The sequence below is a fragment of the Candidatus Woesearchaeota archaeon B3_Woes genome (genome assembly GCA_005222965.1).
Classification (GTDB): domain Archaea; phylum Nanobdellota; class Nanobdellia; order Woesearchaeales; family B3-WOES; genus B3-WOES.
In genome coordinates this window covers 258558-274733 of sequence record NJBG01000001.1, presented here as the reverse complement: position 1 = coordinate 274733, position 16176 = coordinate 258558, and the positions used below count along the sequence as shown (strand labels likewise).

Sequence of the window (16176 nt, the reverse complement as noted above, 5' to 3'; positions counted from 1 at the left end):
ACTAAAAAACAAATATTTTTATAGTTTAAACTATAGAATGAATTTAATGAAATATTTTAGTATACAAAAAATAATTTTTGTAATATTTATTTTAATACTTCTTATTTTAATTGGTTGTTCACGTGAGTGTCCTAAATCGTGTGATGATAATGATGAATGTACTGATGATTTTTGTGCAGATGAAACAAAATTTAAGTGCATAAATCTACTAATAGTGCCTTGTATAGGTGATGGAAAATGCGAAGAGGGAGAATATCCTTCCGAAGACTGTCCAAACTGTGATGATAATAATTCATGCACTAGAGATGATTATGATTATAGTATACCTTCTTGTAAATATACAAGAGTAACTTGCCTAGGTGACGGAAGATGCGAAGAAGGAGAATACCCTTCTGGAGATTGTCCAAACTGTGATGATAATGATGCATGTACTGAAGATATTTATGATTTTAGCACTTCTTTATGTAAAAATATAAAAATAATTAATTGTTTAGGCAATGGTATTTGTGAGAAAGGAGAATATCCTTCTAAAGATTGTCCGACTTGTGATGATAATGATAAATGTACAGAAGATTATTATGATTTTTCTTTGGGAAATTGTAGTAAGAAACCAATAAATCCTTGTTGTGGAAATGGTGTTTGTGAAGAAGGAGAGAATTATAGTGCTTGTTCTGTTGATTGTGATATGACAAAAGATGAAGCAGTAGCAGATTGTAAAGAAGAACATCTTGATATAATAGAGATTTGTTTAACAGATGCTGCAATTAAATATGAAGATTATGAAGTTTGTGATGAGATTAATGAAACAAAAGAAAGACTTATGACATATACCACCACTTTGATAGATAGGTGTGTTAAAACAGTTGCAATATCTCTAAAAAATGAGAAAATATGCGAGAAAATAAGTGATCAAGCAGATGATGAACCTGATGATTGTTATCGAAATGTTGCTGTTACTAAAGGAGATTATGAACTTTGTACTAAATCTGGTTTTGTTAAATATAAAACTGTAGATTGTTTTAAAGATGTTTATGTTTCATTAGGGGGTAGAAGTTATAGTGGTGCAGTATGTGGTGGTTTAAAAACTGATTATTATAATTTATGTATGGCTGTAATCAACTCTAATAATGATTATTGTGAATATATAAGTGATACCAATATTAGAGAAGAATGTGTTTCAAATAGCTAGTTCTTGTTAGAATGCGGCGACCGGGATTTGAACCCGGATCAAAGGCTTGGAAGGCCTCTATCCTAGCCGTTAGACTATCACCGCGTATGAGAAAGGAGAAAAAAGTTCTTTATAAAGTTTACTTAATCTGTTGTTTAAATTGCTGCATAAATTTGTCAAAATCTTTTACTTTTATGTTCGCTCCTGAAGCGTGTTCATGACCTCCTCCATAACCTTCACAACCCTCAAGCGCCTTTTTGAGTATTTGTGGAAGATTGTAATTATTCGCTCTTAAGCTCAATTTTGCTTCACCATTCCTCTCTCTACCTACAATTATCACTTTATCTGGGAATTTATATAATAATTCATTGCTTAAATCTTGATTTAAACTCATCTTATTTTGTTCATATAAATAAAATAAGATTTCATCTTCTGTTTTTTGTTTAATTGCTTTTTTTAAGGTATCCTGATATTCTCTTTCAATAGAGCTGTATCTTTTATAGATAAATTTTGCTTGAGCTGTTTCTTGGTTAAGAATCTCATATGGTGTTTTAATTCTTGTCATTATTTTTATGCATTTTATAACATCATCCATTTTTCCTTTTAGACAGAATGAGAATATTCTTGCCAGTTTTCCAAATTTTGAGTTAAATAATGCGTCTTCTGGTTTTTTGATGTTTTTATCTATTAAGTCAGGATATTCTTTTTTTATTTCATCTATAAAAGGCGGAATAACCCAGTCTCCTGTACAACCAACCATTGAAATCCATTTATTTTGTTGTGTGGCTTGATAACACAAATAAGAGGCAGGCAAATTTATATCAGGATTATTTACTCTTGGATTAAAATATTTTACTTTATGACGTTTTATTGCAGGATGATGATCAACCCATATAACTGGCTGTTTAACTTTATCAAGGAACTCTTGGCTTACAGAAGGTTTATCTAGGATAAATACTTTATCTGGTTGGTATTCCTCTACTTTTCTTGCAAATCCAGGACCCATTTCAGCTGAAGTTTTTAGAGTAATTCCACGTCCATCCCCTATATATTTATAGAATAACAGAAATGAACAAAAACCATCTGGGTCATCATGAAAGAAAATTAAGGGCTTTTTACAATTATCTAATTCTCCTCTTAAGTCCTTTACTTGTTCTTCTGTCAGCATATTTTTCAATTGTTAGAATATATATTTAAATCTTTGTTTATGCTTTCATTATCCATTTGCCATGGACAGGAAGCAGATTTAAATATGAGGAAAACATACTCTTAACATGAATGTAAAATTCTCTCGTAATATTGCACAGGAAGCTATGTTTAGAGTAAAGCCTAAGCTTACTAAAAGAGATTTTGAGGGAAGTTCTCCTGCTCCTTTTGTTGGACATGTAGGATATCCTAATCTTAATGTTGGCTTATTGAGCCCTGTTGAAGTTAAAGAAAAGGCGTGGATTTATGATGCACCGAGATACTGGGCTGATAATCAATTTAAGATTCCTGATATTGTAGATTATAGAAGCGCGTTAATAAATTCTAGATTCAAAACTCATGTAAAAAACTCTACAAAATTTTTAGAAATTGCACAGGAAGTAGGTATGGCTTCTAAACCAGTTGATGTTGAAATTCATCTTAAGGATAAACCTGTTTTTGGCCTTTATACTGATAGAATTATGACACCCACTGGTCCTAAAGCACAGCTTAAACAGGCAAAAATAACATCTAACTCTTTTGTTAGTTCTAAAGTTGAAAAAGTTGTTGATGATTATGATTTGAAAGCAGAAGGAGCTTTAAATTATTTATATGATAAAGGATTTGATGAGAATTTTTTAAGTAAATTACTATCTATTGGAAATATAGGGATTAAGAATAATAGAAAGCTTGTTCCAACAAAGTGGAGCATTACAGCTACTGATGATATGTTAAGTAAAAGAATTATTAATGAGATTAAGTATTATTCTGAAACAGATTATATGGTTTTTTTTGGAGGGTATTTAGGAAATTATTATCTGGTTTTGATGTTTCCAGATGTTTGGAATTTTGAGTTATTTGAGATGGGAGTTCCTTTACAAATAAATCCCTGGAGCAAACACAAGAAATTTTATGCAACGGATTATGAAGATGTTTATGGCAGAAAATCTTATGCTGGAGAAACTGCTGGTGGTTATTACGCTTCTAGGTTGCCTATTTTAAAGAAATTAAAGAATATAAAAAGAAAATCAACTGTATTATGTTTAAGATTTATAACAAATGAGTATTATGCTCCTTTAGGTGTATGGGTTGTTAGAGAAGCAACGAGAAAGGCCATGCAAAATAAACCTATAATATTTTCATCTAAAGAAGAGATGATTGATTATGCGCGGACAATGGTCCAAAAAAATTTTAGATTTGATTTAGACAAGGTTTTATCTAATAGTGTTATATTGAATAAATTGAAAACACAAAGAAAATTAAAGTATTTTTTAGCTTAATTGATAGAAAACTATAAAAGTTTTGAATTTTAAGGTATAAATATGGGATTTAAAAAAGATTTTCAACCAATGAAAATTAAAGTTTTCAAGGTTGAAATCTTGAGGTATTAAAATGAGTTTCAAAAAAGATTTTCAACAATTAAAATTCGCATTAGAAACTGCTGTTAAACATAATGTTCAGTTAGACAAACATATAGACCCTAATAAGGCAATGTTGGATTATGATTTAAATCAAAGAAAATACTATCAACAAGCATTACAAAAGGCCATAAAGAAGGTAAAAAATGCCCCATTACAATTACAGACTATTGTACAGGATAGTGCTGTTGGACAGGAAAAACTTAATCACCTTATGGAAATTCTGCCTCAATTAGATACAACAAATATTGAGGAATTACAGAAATTTATTAAAAAGATTGATTTGTTGATAAAATATATAACTTTTCCTTCTGAAAGGAAAGAATCTTTTATTAAGATTCCAAAGAATATTCCATCTGATATTAGATCGGATGTTGTTTTGGATTTGAAAGAATTAGAAAAATGTTATAAAAATGAATGCTATAGAAGTTCTGTTATATTATGCGGAAGGGTTTTAGAGGCTGCTTTACATAGAAAGTATTATGATGTTACTGGCCAAGACATTTTAGAGAAAAGCCCTGGTATTGGATTAGGTAATTTAATTGCAAAACTAAAAGAAAAAAATGTTGCTTTGGACCCAGCTTTGACTAATCAGATTCACCTTGTTAATCAGGTTAGAGTTTTTTCTGTGCATAAAAAGAAAGAAGCATTTAGCCCTTCTGAACAACAGACTCAGGCAATGATTTTGTATACCTTAGATATTCTAGAAAAACTGTTCTAGTTTTTCTAGAGCCCAGAAAAGCGAAAAGCTTTTCTTATGTTCTAGAAAGATTATTCTAATCTTTGTTAATATAGTAATATTTTTAAACTTTGAAAATAAATAAGGTATTAGAGGTGAAATTATGAATAATAAAGAAGTATTAAGTCTTGGATTTGTTTTAGTATTATTAATAGCTCTTATAGCAGTTTTCCCTAGTGTTGATAGCAGTAATCAAATAGTTGCGTTTGCAACATTAAACACAGAACAGATTACTATTGATGAATATGGTAAAGTTGATATTATAACAGATGGAGGATCATATATACTTTCACTTTATGATTTAACCAAAGATAGAAAAAGAGCCAAGTTTTCTCTAAAATCTAACCCTTTTTCTTCTAATACAGATTATTTTCAGCAATATTTTGCATTAGACTTTGATGTTAGAACAATATCTTTCTTTGGAAACCCTTTACCAATTCGTGTTCAACCTCAAAAATCAAAAACATTATATCTTGGAGATGAACAATTATATATAGAACTCATCTCTATAAAAAATAAACAAGCAAATATAATCATCAGAAAAGGATAAATATAATATAGTAACCTTTAAAAGAATTAAGTTTATTCTTATTTCTATGAATGCTTTAGAACTAAAAAAGAAATATATTGAATTTTTTAAGAGCAAACACCATGCTCTAATAGATTCTGCTTCTCTTATTCCAGAGCATGATCCGACTGTGTTGTTTACAACAGCTGGAATGCATCCTTTAGTCCCTTTTTTAACAGGACAACCCCATCCTTTAGGAAAAAGGATAGTTGATGTTCAGAAGTGCATTAGAACAGGGGATATAGATGAAGTTGGCGATTCTACTCATTTAACTTTTTTTGAGATGCTTGGAAACTGGAGTTTTGGAGATTATTTTAAAAAAGATGCAATTGAATGGAGTTTTGAATTTTTGACAGAAGTTTTAATGTTTGATGTTTCTAAATTATATATCACTTGTTTTAAAGGAGATAAAGATGCTCCTAAAGATATTGAATCTGCTGGAATATGGGAATCATTAGGAATACCTAAGGAGAGAATCTTTTTTTTGCCTAAGAAAGATAATTGGTGGGGTCCTGCTGGAAAAACAGGCCCCTGTGGTCCTTGTACAGAGATGTTTATAGATACTGGGAAAAAATCATGCGGTTCAGATTGTAAACCTGGTTGTAACTGCGGGAAATATTTTGAAATATGGAACGATGTTTTTATGGAGTATGATAAAGTAGGAGAAGATAAATTTGTTAAGTTAAAACAACAAAATGTTGATACTGGAATGGGTGTTGAAAGAACAATTGCCATGTTACAAGGCAAAAACAATGTTTATGAAACAGAAATCTTTATTCCTATTATTGATGAAATAAAAAAATTATCTAATATTAAAAAATTCAATAAAGAACAAATGAATAGTGTTATGATTATATCAGATCATGTGAAAGCATCAACATTTATTCTTGGAGATGAGAGGGGAGTTGTGCCTAGTAATCTTGATCAAGGTTATATTCTTAGAAGGTTTATTAGAAGAGCTATTAGACATGGAAAACTTTTAGGAATTGAAAAGGGATTATGCGAACCTCTTGCAAAGAGTGTAATTGATATGTATAAAACTGATTATCCAGAGCTTAATAAAAATAAAAAATTTATTTTGGATGAATTATCAAAAGAAGAGGAGAAATTTAGAGATACTTTAGAAAAAGGTTTAAGACAATTTGAAAAAATTAATAGTAAAGGAAAGATTTCTGGAAAAGATGCATTCTTTTTATTCCAAAGTTATGGGTTTCCAATAGAAATGACTGAAGAGCTTGCTAAAGAAAGAAAACAAACTGTTGATGTAAAATGTTTTGATAAAGAGTTTGAGAAACATCAGGAATTGTCGAGGGTAGGAGCAGAGAAGAGATTTAAAGGCGGCTTAAGTGAATCATCTGAAATAACTGCTAAGCTTCATACTGCAACGCATTTGCTTGGAGAAGCATTAAGAAAAGTTTTGAAAAATCCAAATATAAAACAAAAAGGGAGTAACATAACTCCTGAAAGACTTAGATATGATTTTAATTTTGATAGAAAATTAACACCAGAAGAGAAGAAAGCTGTTGAGGATGAAGTGAATAAAGTTATTCAGAAAAAATTAAAAGTTACAAGTGAGGAAATGAAATTAGACAAGGCATTGAAATCAGGTGCACAATCAGAGTTTGGCGCAAAGTATCCTTCGAAAGTAACTGTTTATTCTATTGGAGATTATTCAAAAGAGATTTGTATGGGTCCCCATATAAAAAATATTTCTGAATTAGGTCATTTTAAGATAAAAAAAGAAGAGAGTTCTGCTGCAGGTATTAGAAGAATTAAAGCTGTTTTAGAATAATTCTATTTAGTAATCTTAATAAATGATATTATGATTAGTGTTGCTCCTATAAATTGATGTATTGATAATATTTTTCCGTGAAGTAGGTAATCTAAAATTAATACAGTAATGGGAAATGCAAGTTCATAGATTGTTGCTGAAGAGGCTTTTACTTTTTGTAATCCTTTATAGTAGATGAATATTGCTAATCCCCCTGTTGTTAGTGCTATAATAATTAATATCATAATATGGGTTGGTTGTATATTACTTAGTCCTGACAAAGAAGAGGTTAGTATTAACAGCAAAAAAACCAAAATAGATGTTACTCCAAATCTTAAGAATGTTGCTGCTCTAAAACTTAGACTTTTCAAGATATTCTTACCAAAAACTGTTGAAGAACCCCATGAAAATGCAGCTATTAATCCAAGTATTGCTGCCATTAATGTTTTGTTTTCAAAACTTATAAATGGTTTATTCAAACCAAAAGTTACAAAATAACTTCCAATTAAAGCTAAGAAAGCCCAAAAGTAAAATTTCTTTTTTGGTTTTTCTTTTAAAACAATTCTAGCAAGTAAGATTGCGAAAATAGGCTGAAGTTTTTGTAGTAGTATAGGGACTGATAAAGGTACAAATCCAACATAAAACAATGCCTTTGTTATTGCTATTGTTCCGATCATACCTCCGAAAAAAGCAACCCATCCGACAGAAAGCCATCTTTTGAAAGAGAGTTTTTTAATACTTTTAATATCTTTTTGAAGCCAAGAAGATTTTTTATTAGTGATTAATGTTATTATGATTAAAATAAGCATTATAGTGAATGCGATAGCGTGTTCTGTAAATACAACAACTTTTGCCTGAAGAGAGTATAGTGCTGGTCTTAGTACACTTCCATCTATACCCCACATCATTGCAGCAATAATAATTAAAAGTGCTGGCCACCATTTATTTGTTTTTTTAATCATTTTGTTGTAATGTAACAATTATTTCATCATTTTCTTTTACATTTAATGATTTTCTTAAATAAACAGGAGCAATGATCTCAATTATATCATCTGAATGTCCTGAACGTTTTGGAATTATAAGATTAGTCTTAATATCTTTTTCAATATCCGGTGGAATATTATCAAAACCCATGAATCCATTTTGTTTTAACTTATTGTAAAGGTTTTTGTTTAATAGTTTATTGTCAATTATTGTACAAGGATAACAATATATGCTTCCAAAGTTTCTGTTTTTTTCATTAAATCCTTTAATTGTTATTGGTTTAATATTGCTTAGCATATCTTTTAATTTTCCTGAATTTAATTTAATGTTGAAAGTACCTGGCCATGGTATATAGTTTAATTTTTTGTTGAACTGTTGTTTATAGCCTTTTTGTTCCATATAATATTTTCCTTCACCAAATCCTTTAACTAAAGAACCATTAAATATGACATTAGGCTTGAGCTCTTCAAAAAACTCACTTTTAATATTCTTTAACATTAAAACCCCTTCCTGCGTTAACCTAATTATTGAGCCTTTGTTAGTTGGCTTTACATCTAATAAATCCTGACTTTTTAGTTCAGAAAGTTTCCTTGATGCGCTTTGCTGTGATATCCCTAAATCTTCTGCAATATTCATTGTAGATGTTTTAAATTCATTATAAAACTCCGATTTAGAAGCAATGTACATTAGCATAATAATGTCAGTCTTGTATAGTTTTTTTGATAAGGTGTTTTTATCCATACATTATATTAAAATTAACAACTTATATTTAAATATTACTCTTTTTTGAGTATCAAAACATTTATAAGTAACTACTTTATTCTTGTTTACTATGAGTTATGTGATAGGGATAGCAGATACAATGTTTGCAAGATATAACATGAGTAATGTTGCAATAGGTACAATCAAAGAAAATTCAACCGAAACTAAAATTATAAGATATACAGTTCCAGGAATAAAAGATTTACCAGTTGCATGCAAAAAATTATTAGAAGAAGACAAATGTGACATAGCTATTGCATTGGGAATGCCAGGTGCTCAACCAATTGATAAGCAATGCGCACATGAAGCAAGTCAAGGAATAATAAATGTACAGCTTTTGACAAATAAGCATATCCTTGAAGTCTTTGTTCATGAAGATGAATGTAAAGATAAAAAAGAACTAATCAAAGTTTTTGAAAATAGAACTATAAAACACTCTTTGAATGCTCTTTCTTTATTGAAAGGAAAAAATAGTTTACAGAAATTTGCAGGAAAAGGAATAAGGCAGGGTTTTGATGATGCTGGTCCTTTAACTTAATAGGAGGATAAAAAATGAATTATAAAATAGGAATAGTATATACTGAATTTAATTCAGACATAACATTGCCAATGTTTGAGATAGCAAAAGAGCATGTTAGTTTTTTAGGAGGGACTGTTACAAAGATAGCAAAAGTTCCAGGTGCGTTTGATATGCCTTTAGCAGTCAAAACAATTTTAAAATCAGATGTAGATGCTATAGTTACACTCGGAGCAGTTATTGAAGGAAATACTGATCATGATATAATTGTTGCAGGAAATTCCGCCAGAAAGATTACCGATTTGAGCCTTGAATATGATAAACCAGTATCACTTGGTATATCTGGACCCAAAATGACCCATGCAGATGCTGTCAAACGCATCTCTGGATATACTAAACGTTCTGTTGAAGCAGCATTTAAAATGATTAAAGAAATTGAAGGATTAAAATAAAATGGAAACTATTATTGAAAAAAATAAATTATATAATGTCCCTTATCAAAAAAATATGATAAAAAGAGAAACGTCAATAAAATTACCTACACAAAAAGGTGAATTTAAATTATTATTATATACAAATCTTGTTGACAATAGTTTGATAAGTGTATTGGTTAAAGGTAATCCAAAAAATGAATCTTTAGTCAGAGTTCACTCTCAATGCTTTACAGGTGAGACTTTCTTATCAAAAAAATGTGATTGTAGATATCAATTAGACAAAGCAATGTCTATGATTAGAGATGAAAAAGAAGGAATTATCATATATCTACCTCAAGAAGGAAGAGGAATTGGATTATTAGAAAAAATTAAAGCATATAAACTTCAGGAAGATGGTTTTGATACATATGATGCAAATGTTAAACTTGGGCATAATCCAGATGGGAGAGATTACTGGCCAGCTTCTAAGATATTGTTTGATTTAGGCATTACCAAAGTTAGATTAATAACAAATAATCCAGATAAAGAATTTCAACTAAAAAAATACGGAATAGAAGTTAGCCAAAAAATTCCAGTTAAAATAAAATCAAACATTAATAACCATAATTATTTGAAAACCAAGAAAATTAAATTTAATCATAAATTATAGAATTTTAAATTACAATGCAAATAAAATTTTTGAAGATAAGTTTCTTTACTTAAATTTTATTATTGGTAAGTTATACTTTTTTTATTTCTGAAAGTTATTCCAATGGATATAATAACAATCAAACTCTGTATACAATATCATGTTCTCTGACTTTATCTTGGACTTTTAATCCAACGTCGTCCTTTGCTTTGGCTTCTTCAATGTTTTTATGCTCTACTTGCATTGAATCAATTGGTTGTGTAAAGTCAGTTGTCGCTCCTTTTATATGTATTGTATCTCCTACTTTTAGTGGTTTGTTTAGTTTTATTACAGCAACACTTATATGCGAAAAATAGTGTGTTACTTTACCAATTTCTTTTCCTTCAGGTTTTTCTTCTTCAACCATATTTTATACCCTTTATATTGCAAATATCTTTGTTATATAATAATCTTACTATAATTTTAGTCTTGATCAGGCTTTTCTTCTCCTAAACCACATCTTTGACATAGTAATCCCTCTATAGAATAATTTTTTCTTTTTAACATTTTGATTTTTTTACCACAATTAGAGCATTTAAACTCAATTTCTTCAAATTCTTCCTGCATATAAAATATATATTTAAATAAGATAAAAACTTTTTGGTTTAAGAACAAATGAAAAAAGTAATGATTTTTGGAACATTTGATATTTTACATAAAGGGCATTTAAATTTTTTTGAACAGGCCAAAAAGTATGGAGATTATCTTATTTTAGTTGTTGCTAGAGATAAAACAGTTAAAAAAATTAAAGGAAGACTTCCTATGAATAATGAGAAAAAAAGACTGGAAACCGTTAGAAAATATGCTGATAAAACTGTTTTGGGTTGTATCAAGGATAGATATAATGTTATTAGAAAATTCAAACCAGATTTGATATGCCTGGGTTATGATCAAGAAGCTTCTTTGAAAGATTTGAAAAAATTTGAGATTTCAATAAAAAGATTAAGAGCATATGAACCTCATAAATATAAGAGTTCTAAATTAAGTTAGATTTAACAACAAAATTTATATACAAATCTCCTATTTGTATTTTATATGTTTAAAAAATCACAGTTTACTTCAAATGTATTTATTTATATATTAATCGTTATTATAATAGTGTTTACCTTGCTTTTATCTTTTGGAGGAATGAGGGATTTTCGCCAAAGTGAAAAAAAAGCAGAAATACAAAGTTTTGTTGTAACACTTGAAAATACTTTGAAACATCAAAATACTAAAGGAAGGGGAGGTATCGATACTGTTTCTTTCTCTTTGCCTTCTGATGTTGATAAGATATGTTTTATAGATTCTAATGAGCAATTTAGCCCACATAGTTTTTTAGATTTAACAAAAGATAAAGAAATTTACAAAGACAAAAATCTTTTCTTTTTTCCATCTGGTAAATTTAGTCCTGCTAGAATTAATTATGTTAAATTAAATGAATCAGAAAATCCTTTATGTGTGAATGTTGCAAATAATAAATTAAATTTAAGATTAACAACATTAACAAATGAAGTTTTGGTAGAGGCTATTAATGATAATGATATAATTCAAAACTGCGTTATTGTTCCAGGAAGTGGGGTTGGGAATCCTGATGAAAAAATAGATATAGTCTTTTTAGGGTTTGGTTATAAAAATAAAACTTTTTTTACACAAGATATTGAATGGTATGTAAGTGATTCTCTTTTACAGATAGAACCTTTTTTAGGCAACAAAAACAAATTTAATATATGGATGATAGATAAAGGAGAACCAGACTGTTCTATAACTGATTATATTTTTTGCGATAGTTTGAGTGTAAATAAATTGGTTTCTAATTGCCCAAATGATTACATATTTGTTTTAGTTGATAGAGGACTTTTAGATATAAATGTTAGGTCAAGTGCTTTGTCAAATATGGTAAAAATAAATACGAGAGATAATCCTTTAGTTTTAGTTCATGAGTTTGGACATTCTTTTGCAAATCTTGCTGATGAATATACAGATGATTATTATGAAAGTTGGTTTGATGCAGAAGATTATCCTAATTGTGATTATGAAGGATGTTCTTCCTGGTCTTCTGTAGATAATACTGACTGTATTAGGGGATGTTCAACAAATGAATTTTATAGATCAATAGATGTTTCAATTATGAGAAATTATGATAAAAGTGAGGAGTATGGTATTTTAAATGAAGGAATTATTAAAGAAAGACTAGAGGAATATAAATGAGAAAAGGAATTTATCTTATAATGTTTTTAGTTTTAATTAGCTCTGTTTATGCAGATAAGGTTTCTATTTTTAATTTTAATTATAATAATGGTGAAATAATTTTAAAAGAACAATTAATCAAAGAAGGTTATTATCCTGATAGAAATATCCAAGTTAAGGAAGGTTATAATTGTAGACTTGTTGATAAAAATAACAATAATATTTATTCTTTTAGATTTGAATTACCAATGAAGTTGTATACTGATGTTATAGATAATCATAAATTAGTTGGAGCTGTTATAATTTTAAATGAAACAGATTTTAGTTTTATAACTCCTTATTTTCTTGAATCAAGTAATATTGTATGCTCTAATCCAAGAGGATATGAAATATTAAATGAACAGACCCTTCATATAGCTCTGAGCTATGAGAAATATAATAAATGGTTGTGGTTTTATAGTGTAATAGGATTAGTTTTGCTTTTTGTTCTTATACTAATCCTAAGAAAAAGGAAACTTAACAATTAATTTTATTTTCTTCTCCTACTAAACACATAATAACACCATTTAATAGGATATACGAATCAATATCTTTATTATCCACCTTTGCTTTACAACAAAGGTTATTAGCTGCGTTACTCACAATTTGATTATGAATTGTTTCAAGTTCATTATATTTAGTTTGGTATTGTGTTAGGTTAATCTGTATTTCATTCTTTTTTTGTTCAAATTCAGATTTAATTTTACTTATATTAAATATATATTCGCTTTGAAGTTGTCTATATTTTGATTCTAATTCGTTTTTTTCCTGACCACATCGAAAACCTGTGTTTTTTTCTTCAGCAAGGTTTTCTAAATATTCTTGATTTAAGCTTTTGCAGCTATCTAAATTTGTTTGTGTAATAATCAGATTCGATTTAGTTAATTCCAGTTCTTTGATAAATTCAGCTACTTCTAGTTCTATTTCTTCAAATTGTGATGATACTTTATAACCTAACAAAGCAGGTTTAATCATAATTAATAAAAGAATTATAAGAAAAATAACTATAATTAGAAGCAGGCTTATATGACGATGATGCGGTTGAATTTGTTTTCTTTCTTTTTTATCATGTATTGGTTTATGTAAATCCGGATCCATATAGTTTTATTGGTTTTCACGTTATTTAAACCTTTCTGATTATAAAAAATTCTTGTTATATGGTTTCATTGGTTTTCACTTCAAAAAATTCTTGATTTTAATGCACTGTTCTTTAATTAGATTTGTCGTGTAAAAAACTAGATTAATAATTTTCTGGTGTTCTGGAAATCTCATATTTCCAAGAACAATTAAAAAGATTTAAATATTAGTTTTATTAAATATTAGAAGAGGTGGAATTTTGGGAAATGTTTTAGATGTTTTTGATTTTAAGAAAGAGGAGTTTAAAGAAAAACAGATAGACGTTATTTTAAGTATGCTTTCTAAAGAAGAAAAAAAGGTGTTTAATCTTCTAAAATTTAGTGATGATGCTTTGACAGCAACGCAAGTTTATGATTATTATATTGATAAAATAATAAATGAAGACCCTTCTTTGAAAAAGAAAATTGATGATTTAAAATCTTTGCTTAATACAAAGAACAAAAAACCACTAGAAATAAAAGCAAGCTTTGCTAGACAGAATAAAATTAAAGTACCAACAAACCGAACTGTAACAAGAGTTTTAGAGAATTTAAAAGATGCTGGATTTATTGTAAAAAGAAAAACTAACAATAAAAAAGCTAAAGCTTATTATTGTTTGATTCCTAACTTAAAACTTATTTTAGAAGAAAAAGATGTAGAATTAAAGAAAAAAAAAGAGATAGACCAAATGATGAGTAGAGTAAAACAATTAAAAGACATTATTAAAGAAAAAAATGAGTAATATTTTAAAAAAAGAGGTGATATTATTAGTTGTTTTTTCACTAGTGTTGCCTATTGTTTTTTCTTTGGATTCTGATGGAGATGGACTAGTTGATGAAGAAGATTCTTATCCATATGATTTTGATAATGATGGAATGCCAGACGATTGGGAAATAAGAAATGGTTTGAGATTTGATGTTGTAGATAATAAATATGATAAAGATAGAGATGGTTTGTCAAACTTTGAGGAATTTATGCAAGGAACAGACCCTAGTTCTGCTGATTCTGATGGAGACGGCATAAACGATTTTAAGGAGATAAACAGTCTTGGGTCAGACCCTTTAAAGAAAAATAGAATTATATGGCCCCTTATTTACATACCTGTTCTAATTATTTTTTTGGTGTTTGTTATCTTTTTATTTGAAAAATATAAATTAGATATAATACTTAAAGAAAAATTTGAAAAATTATTTTCTAGGACAAAAGAAAACAAAAAAATTTCGATTCCACAACCATCAAATCAACAACAGATAAAACCAACTTCTTCAAGAAAATATATTACTGAAGATGAAAAATTACAATCTGTTTTGAAAAAATCTACTCAATTGTATGGTAAAAAAGCAAAGAAAGAGGATATAAACAAGATACATGGCGTTTTTGGAAACGCTTCTGAAAATAAATTAAAAAGTTCAAATAAAAAAGAGGTTTTTGATAAGTTAAAAAAAATATGACTAATTTAATAAAAAACAAAAAAGGGGTGGAATTAACACAACAGCTTGTAATTACAATACTCTTTATTATTTTTATTTTCGCATTAGTTGTGTTTGTTATTAAAGCAGGAAATATGATTCAGGAAAAGACAAGGCAGTTAATAAAAGCAGATTTAGAAGCAGATATAAGATCTGGTATAGATTTTTTGTCATCTAAATATGGAAATATAAAAAAATATACATTTTATCTTCCAGAAGTGGTTGATACTGCTTGTTTTGTTGATTTGAATAAGTCTAGTGTTATAATATACAATACAACTTTAGTTAGAGACTATCCTATGATAAATGAGAGTTTAAGTGCAGGAAATAATAAAAATTTATTTTTTATTGATGATTTTAATGTTGTAGAAGAATTATATGTAGGAAATGTATGTTTTGATTATTATCCTTTTTATTCGTGTTTATCAACACCAAATAATGTATTGGATGTTTGGTTTGAAGGAAGAGCAGGATGTACAACAATATATTTTAATTGGAGCATGTTTCCAACCAATAATAGAGATTTTAGTCTATATAGTGATAACCCTTTATTTTTAATACAAGAAAAAAATGAGAGTGGAGATGTCAAAAATTGGAGAGAAATACTAGAAATAGTTTCTCTAACCTTATTTAAGGAAAATCAAACCATTTATATTTATAACTATTCTGTAGCTTATAAAAATGATATATATGGAGATATAAATTCTAGTGACATGGTTTTTCTGATGGATAATTATTCAACAAATAAAACCTATCTTTTTAATAGTACTTATAGTGGAGGTTCTCCTTCTGGTTATACTATTGAAACTAAATCAACAAAAACTTCTGATTATTTTGATTATTGGATAAACTACTCTAGTTTAATATTAGTTGATTATGATAATGAATATGCTGGTTTAGTTGGTACTTTGTTAGCATCTTATGTAAATACCCCTTTGATTTTTATAGATGATAATAATGGTGGAGACTATGAAGAATTAATTCGTGATAAAGAAATTTTTATAGTTACGTATGGCTCTATAATTTTGGATGATAATATCTACCAATTTGTTAGAGATTATTCTACACGTTATCAATTAATTCCAGAGAGTTTCTTAAGATCTGAAGGAAGTATTTCTAATTTTATAAAGCTTTATTCAAGAGCAGTTATAGTGGATTTAGTAAGTTAAT

Annotated in this window: 19 protein-coding genes and 1 tRNA gene; 14 read left to right on the top strand and 6 right to left on the bottom strand. The window is 28.3% G+C overall.

Going from position 1 to position 16176, the window contains the following annotated elements; genetic code table 11:
- The first annotated feature begins 46 nt into the window (after positions 1-46).
- Complete coding sequence (locus CEE44_01590; GenBank protein ID TKJ17208.1) at positions 47-1189, top strand: hypothetical protein; 1143 nt, start codon at positions 47-49, stop codon at positions 1187-1189.
- 12 nt (positions 1190-1201) lie between these two features.
- Here the strand turns inward: CEE44_01590 and CEE44_01585 are convergent.
- Positions 1202-1273, bottom strand: a tRNA-Gly gene (locus tag CEE44_01585).
- A 34-nt stretch (positions 1274-1307) separates the two neighbouring features.
- Positions 1308-2336, bottom strand: a complete 1029-nt coding sequence (locus CEE44_01580) for a hypothetical protein (protein ID TKJ17207.1) — start codon at positions 2334-2336, stop codon at positions 1308-1310.
- A 106-nt stretch (positions 2337-2442) separates the two neighbouring features.
- Here CEE44_01580 and CEE44_01575 point away from each other — a divergent pair, with 106 nt between their 5' ends.
- The 4 genes from CEE44_01575 (at position 2443) to CEE44_01560 (ending at position 6870) form a co-directional block, all read left to right on the top strand.
- Complete coding sequence (locus CEE44_01575; GenBank protein TKJ17206.1) at positions 2443-3633, top strand: hypothetical protein; 1191 nt, start codon at positions 2443-2445, stop codon at positions 3631-3633.
- Between the two features lie 112 nt (positions 3634-3745).
- On the top strand, positions 3746-4492 hold the full coding sequence (locus CEE44_01570; GenBank protein ID TKJ17205.1) for a hypothetical protein: 747 nt from the start codon (positions 3746-3748) through the stop codon (positions 4490-4492).
- A gap of 121 nt (positions 4493-4613) precedes the next feature.
- Positions 4614-5060 (top strand): hypothetical protein, encoded by a 447-nt coding sequence (locus CEE44_01565; protein ID TKJ17204.1) that lies wholly within the window; start codon positions 4614-4616, stop codon positions 5058-5060.
- A gap of 46 nt (positions 5061-5106) precedes the next feature.
- Positions 5107-6870, top strand: a complete 1764-nt coding sequence (locus CEE44_01560; GenBank protein TKJ17203.1) for an alanine--tRNA ligase — start codon at positions 5107-5109, stop codon at positions 6868-6870.
- Between the two features lie 2 nt (positions 6871-6872).
- Here CEE44_01560 and CEE44_01555 read toward each other — a convergent pair whose 3' ends face one another.
- Both CEE44_01555 and CEE44_01550 read right to left on the bottom strand, forming a co-directional pair.
- Positions 6873-7811 (bottom strand): EamA family transporter, encoded by a 939-nt coding sequence (locus CEE44_01555; protein TKJ17933.1) that lies wholly within the window; start codon positions 7809-7811, stop codon positions 6873-6875.
- Positions 7804-8574 (bottom strand): hypothetical protein, encoded by a 771-nt coding sequence (locus CEE44_01550; protein TKJ17202.1) that lies wholly within the window; start codon positions 8572-8574, stop codon positions 7804-7806. Before CEE44_01550 ends, CEE44_01555 begins: the two co-directional genes overlap by 8 nt.
- A gap of 91 nt (positions 8575-8665) precedes the next feature.
- On the opposite strand from CEE44_01550, the gene CEE44_01545 reads away from it, so the two are divergent.
- From CEE44_01545 to CEE44_01535, 3 genes are read left to right on the top strand one after another with little or no spacing between them, the layout of a single operon-like run.
- Positions 8666-9133: a riboflavin synthase gene (locus tag CEE44_01545; GenBank protein TKJ17201.1), complete on the top strand. Its 468-nt coding sequence runs from the start codon at positions 8666-8668 to the stop codon at positions 9131-9133.
- Positions 9134-9147: 14 nt separating this feature from the next.
- On the top strand, positions 9148-9564 hold the full coding sequence (locus CEE44_01540) for a 6,7-dimethyl-8-ribityllumazine synthase (GenBank protein ID TKJ17200.1): 417 nt from the start codon (positions 9148-9150) through the stop codon (positions 9562-9564).
- A 1-nt stretch (position 9565) separates the two neighbouring features.
- On the top strand, positions 9566-10195 hold the full coding sequence (locus CEE44_01535; GenBank protein ID TKJ17199.1) for a hypothetical protein: 630 nt from the start codon (positions 9566-9568) through the stop codon (positions 10193-10195).
- Positions 10196-10313: 118 nt separating this feature from the next.
- Here the strand turns inward: CEE44_01535 and CEE44_01530 are convergent, their stop codons facing one another.
- The gene (locus tag CEE44_01530) at positions 10314-10580 is read right to left on the bottom strand and encodes a translation elongation factor-like protein (GenBank protein TKJ17198.1); all 267 of its coding nucleotides are present in this window, start codon (positions 10578-10580) and stop codon (positions 10314-10316) included.
- 248 nt (positions 10581-10828) lie between these two features.
- Here CEE44_01530 and CEE44_01525 point away from each other — a divergent pair, with 248 nt between their 5' ends.
- Genes CEE44_01525 through CEE44_01515 form a run of 3 tightly spaced genes read left to right on the top strand, consistent with a single transcriptional unit; the run spans position 10829 to position 12909 of the window.
- Positions 10829-11203 carry an FAD synthase gene (locus CEE44_01525; protein TKJ17197.1) on the top strand — a complete coding sequence of 125 codons (375 nt, stop codon included), beginning with the start codon at positions 10829-10831 and terminating at the stop codon, positions 11201-11203.
- A gap of 45 nt (positions 11204-11248) precedes the next feature.
- Positions 11249-12403 carry a hypothetical protein gene (locus tag CEE44_01520; GenBank protein ID TKJ17196.1) on the top strand — a complete coding sequence of 385 codons (1155 nt, stop codon included), beginning with the start codon at positions 11249-11251 and terminating at the stop codon, positions 12401-12403.
- Positions 12400-12909 (top strand): hypothetical protein, encoded by a 510-nt coding sequence (locus CEE44_01515; GenBank protein TKJ17195.1) that lies wholly within the window; start codon positions 12400-12402, stop codon positions 12907-12909. Before CEE44_01520 ends, CEE44_01515 begins: the two co-directional genes overlap by 4 nt.
- Here the strand turns inward: CEE44_01515 and CEE44_01510 are convergent.
- Positions 12899-13519, bottom strand: a complete 621-nt coding sequence (locus CEE44_01510; protein TKJ17194.1) for a hypothetical protein — start codon at positions 13517-13519, stop codon at positions 12899-12901. The two genes, CEE44_01515 and CEE44_01510, sit on opposite strands and share 11 nt — an antisense overlap.
- 238 nt (positions 13520-13757) lie before the next feature.
- Here CEE44_01510 and CEE44_01505 point away from each other — a divergent pair, with 238 nt between their 5' ends.
- Genes CEE44_01505 through CEE44_01495 form a run of 3 tightly spaced genes read left to right on the top strand, consistent with a single transcriptional unit; the run spans position 13758 to position 16175 of the window.
- Positions 13758-14279, top strand: a complete 522-nt coding sequence (locus CEE44_01505; GenBank protein ID TKJ17193.1) for a hypothetical protein — start codon at positions 13758-13760, stop codon at positions 14277-14279.
- On the top strand, positions 14272-14988 hold the full coding sequence (locus CEE44_01500) for a hypothetical protein (GenBank protein ID TKJ17192.1): 717 nt from the start codon (positions 14272-14274) through the stop codon (positions 14986-14988). The genes CEE44_01505 and CEE44_01500 overlap by 8 nt, the downstream gene beginning before the upstream one ends.
- A complete protein-coding gene (locus CEE44_01495; GenBank protein TKJ17191.1) occupies positions 14985-16175 on the top strand; it encodes a hypothetical protein in 1191 nt (396 codons plus the stop codon). Before CEE44_01500 ends, CEE44_01495 begins: the two co-directional genes overlap by 4 nt.
- Position 16176 lies beyond the last annotated feature (1 nt).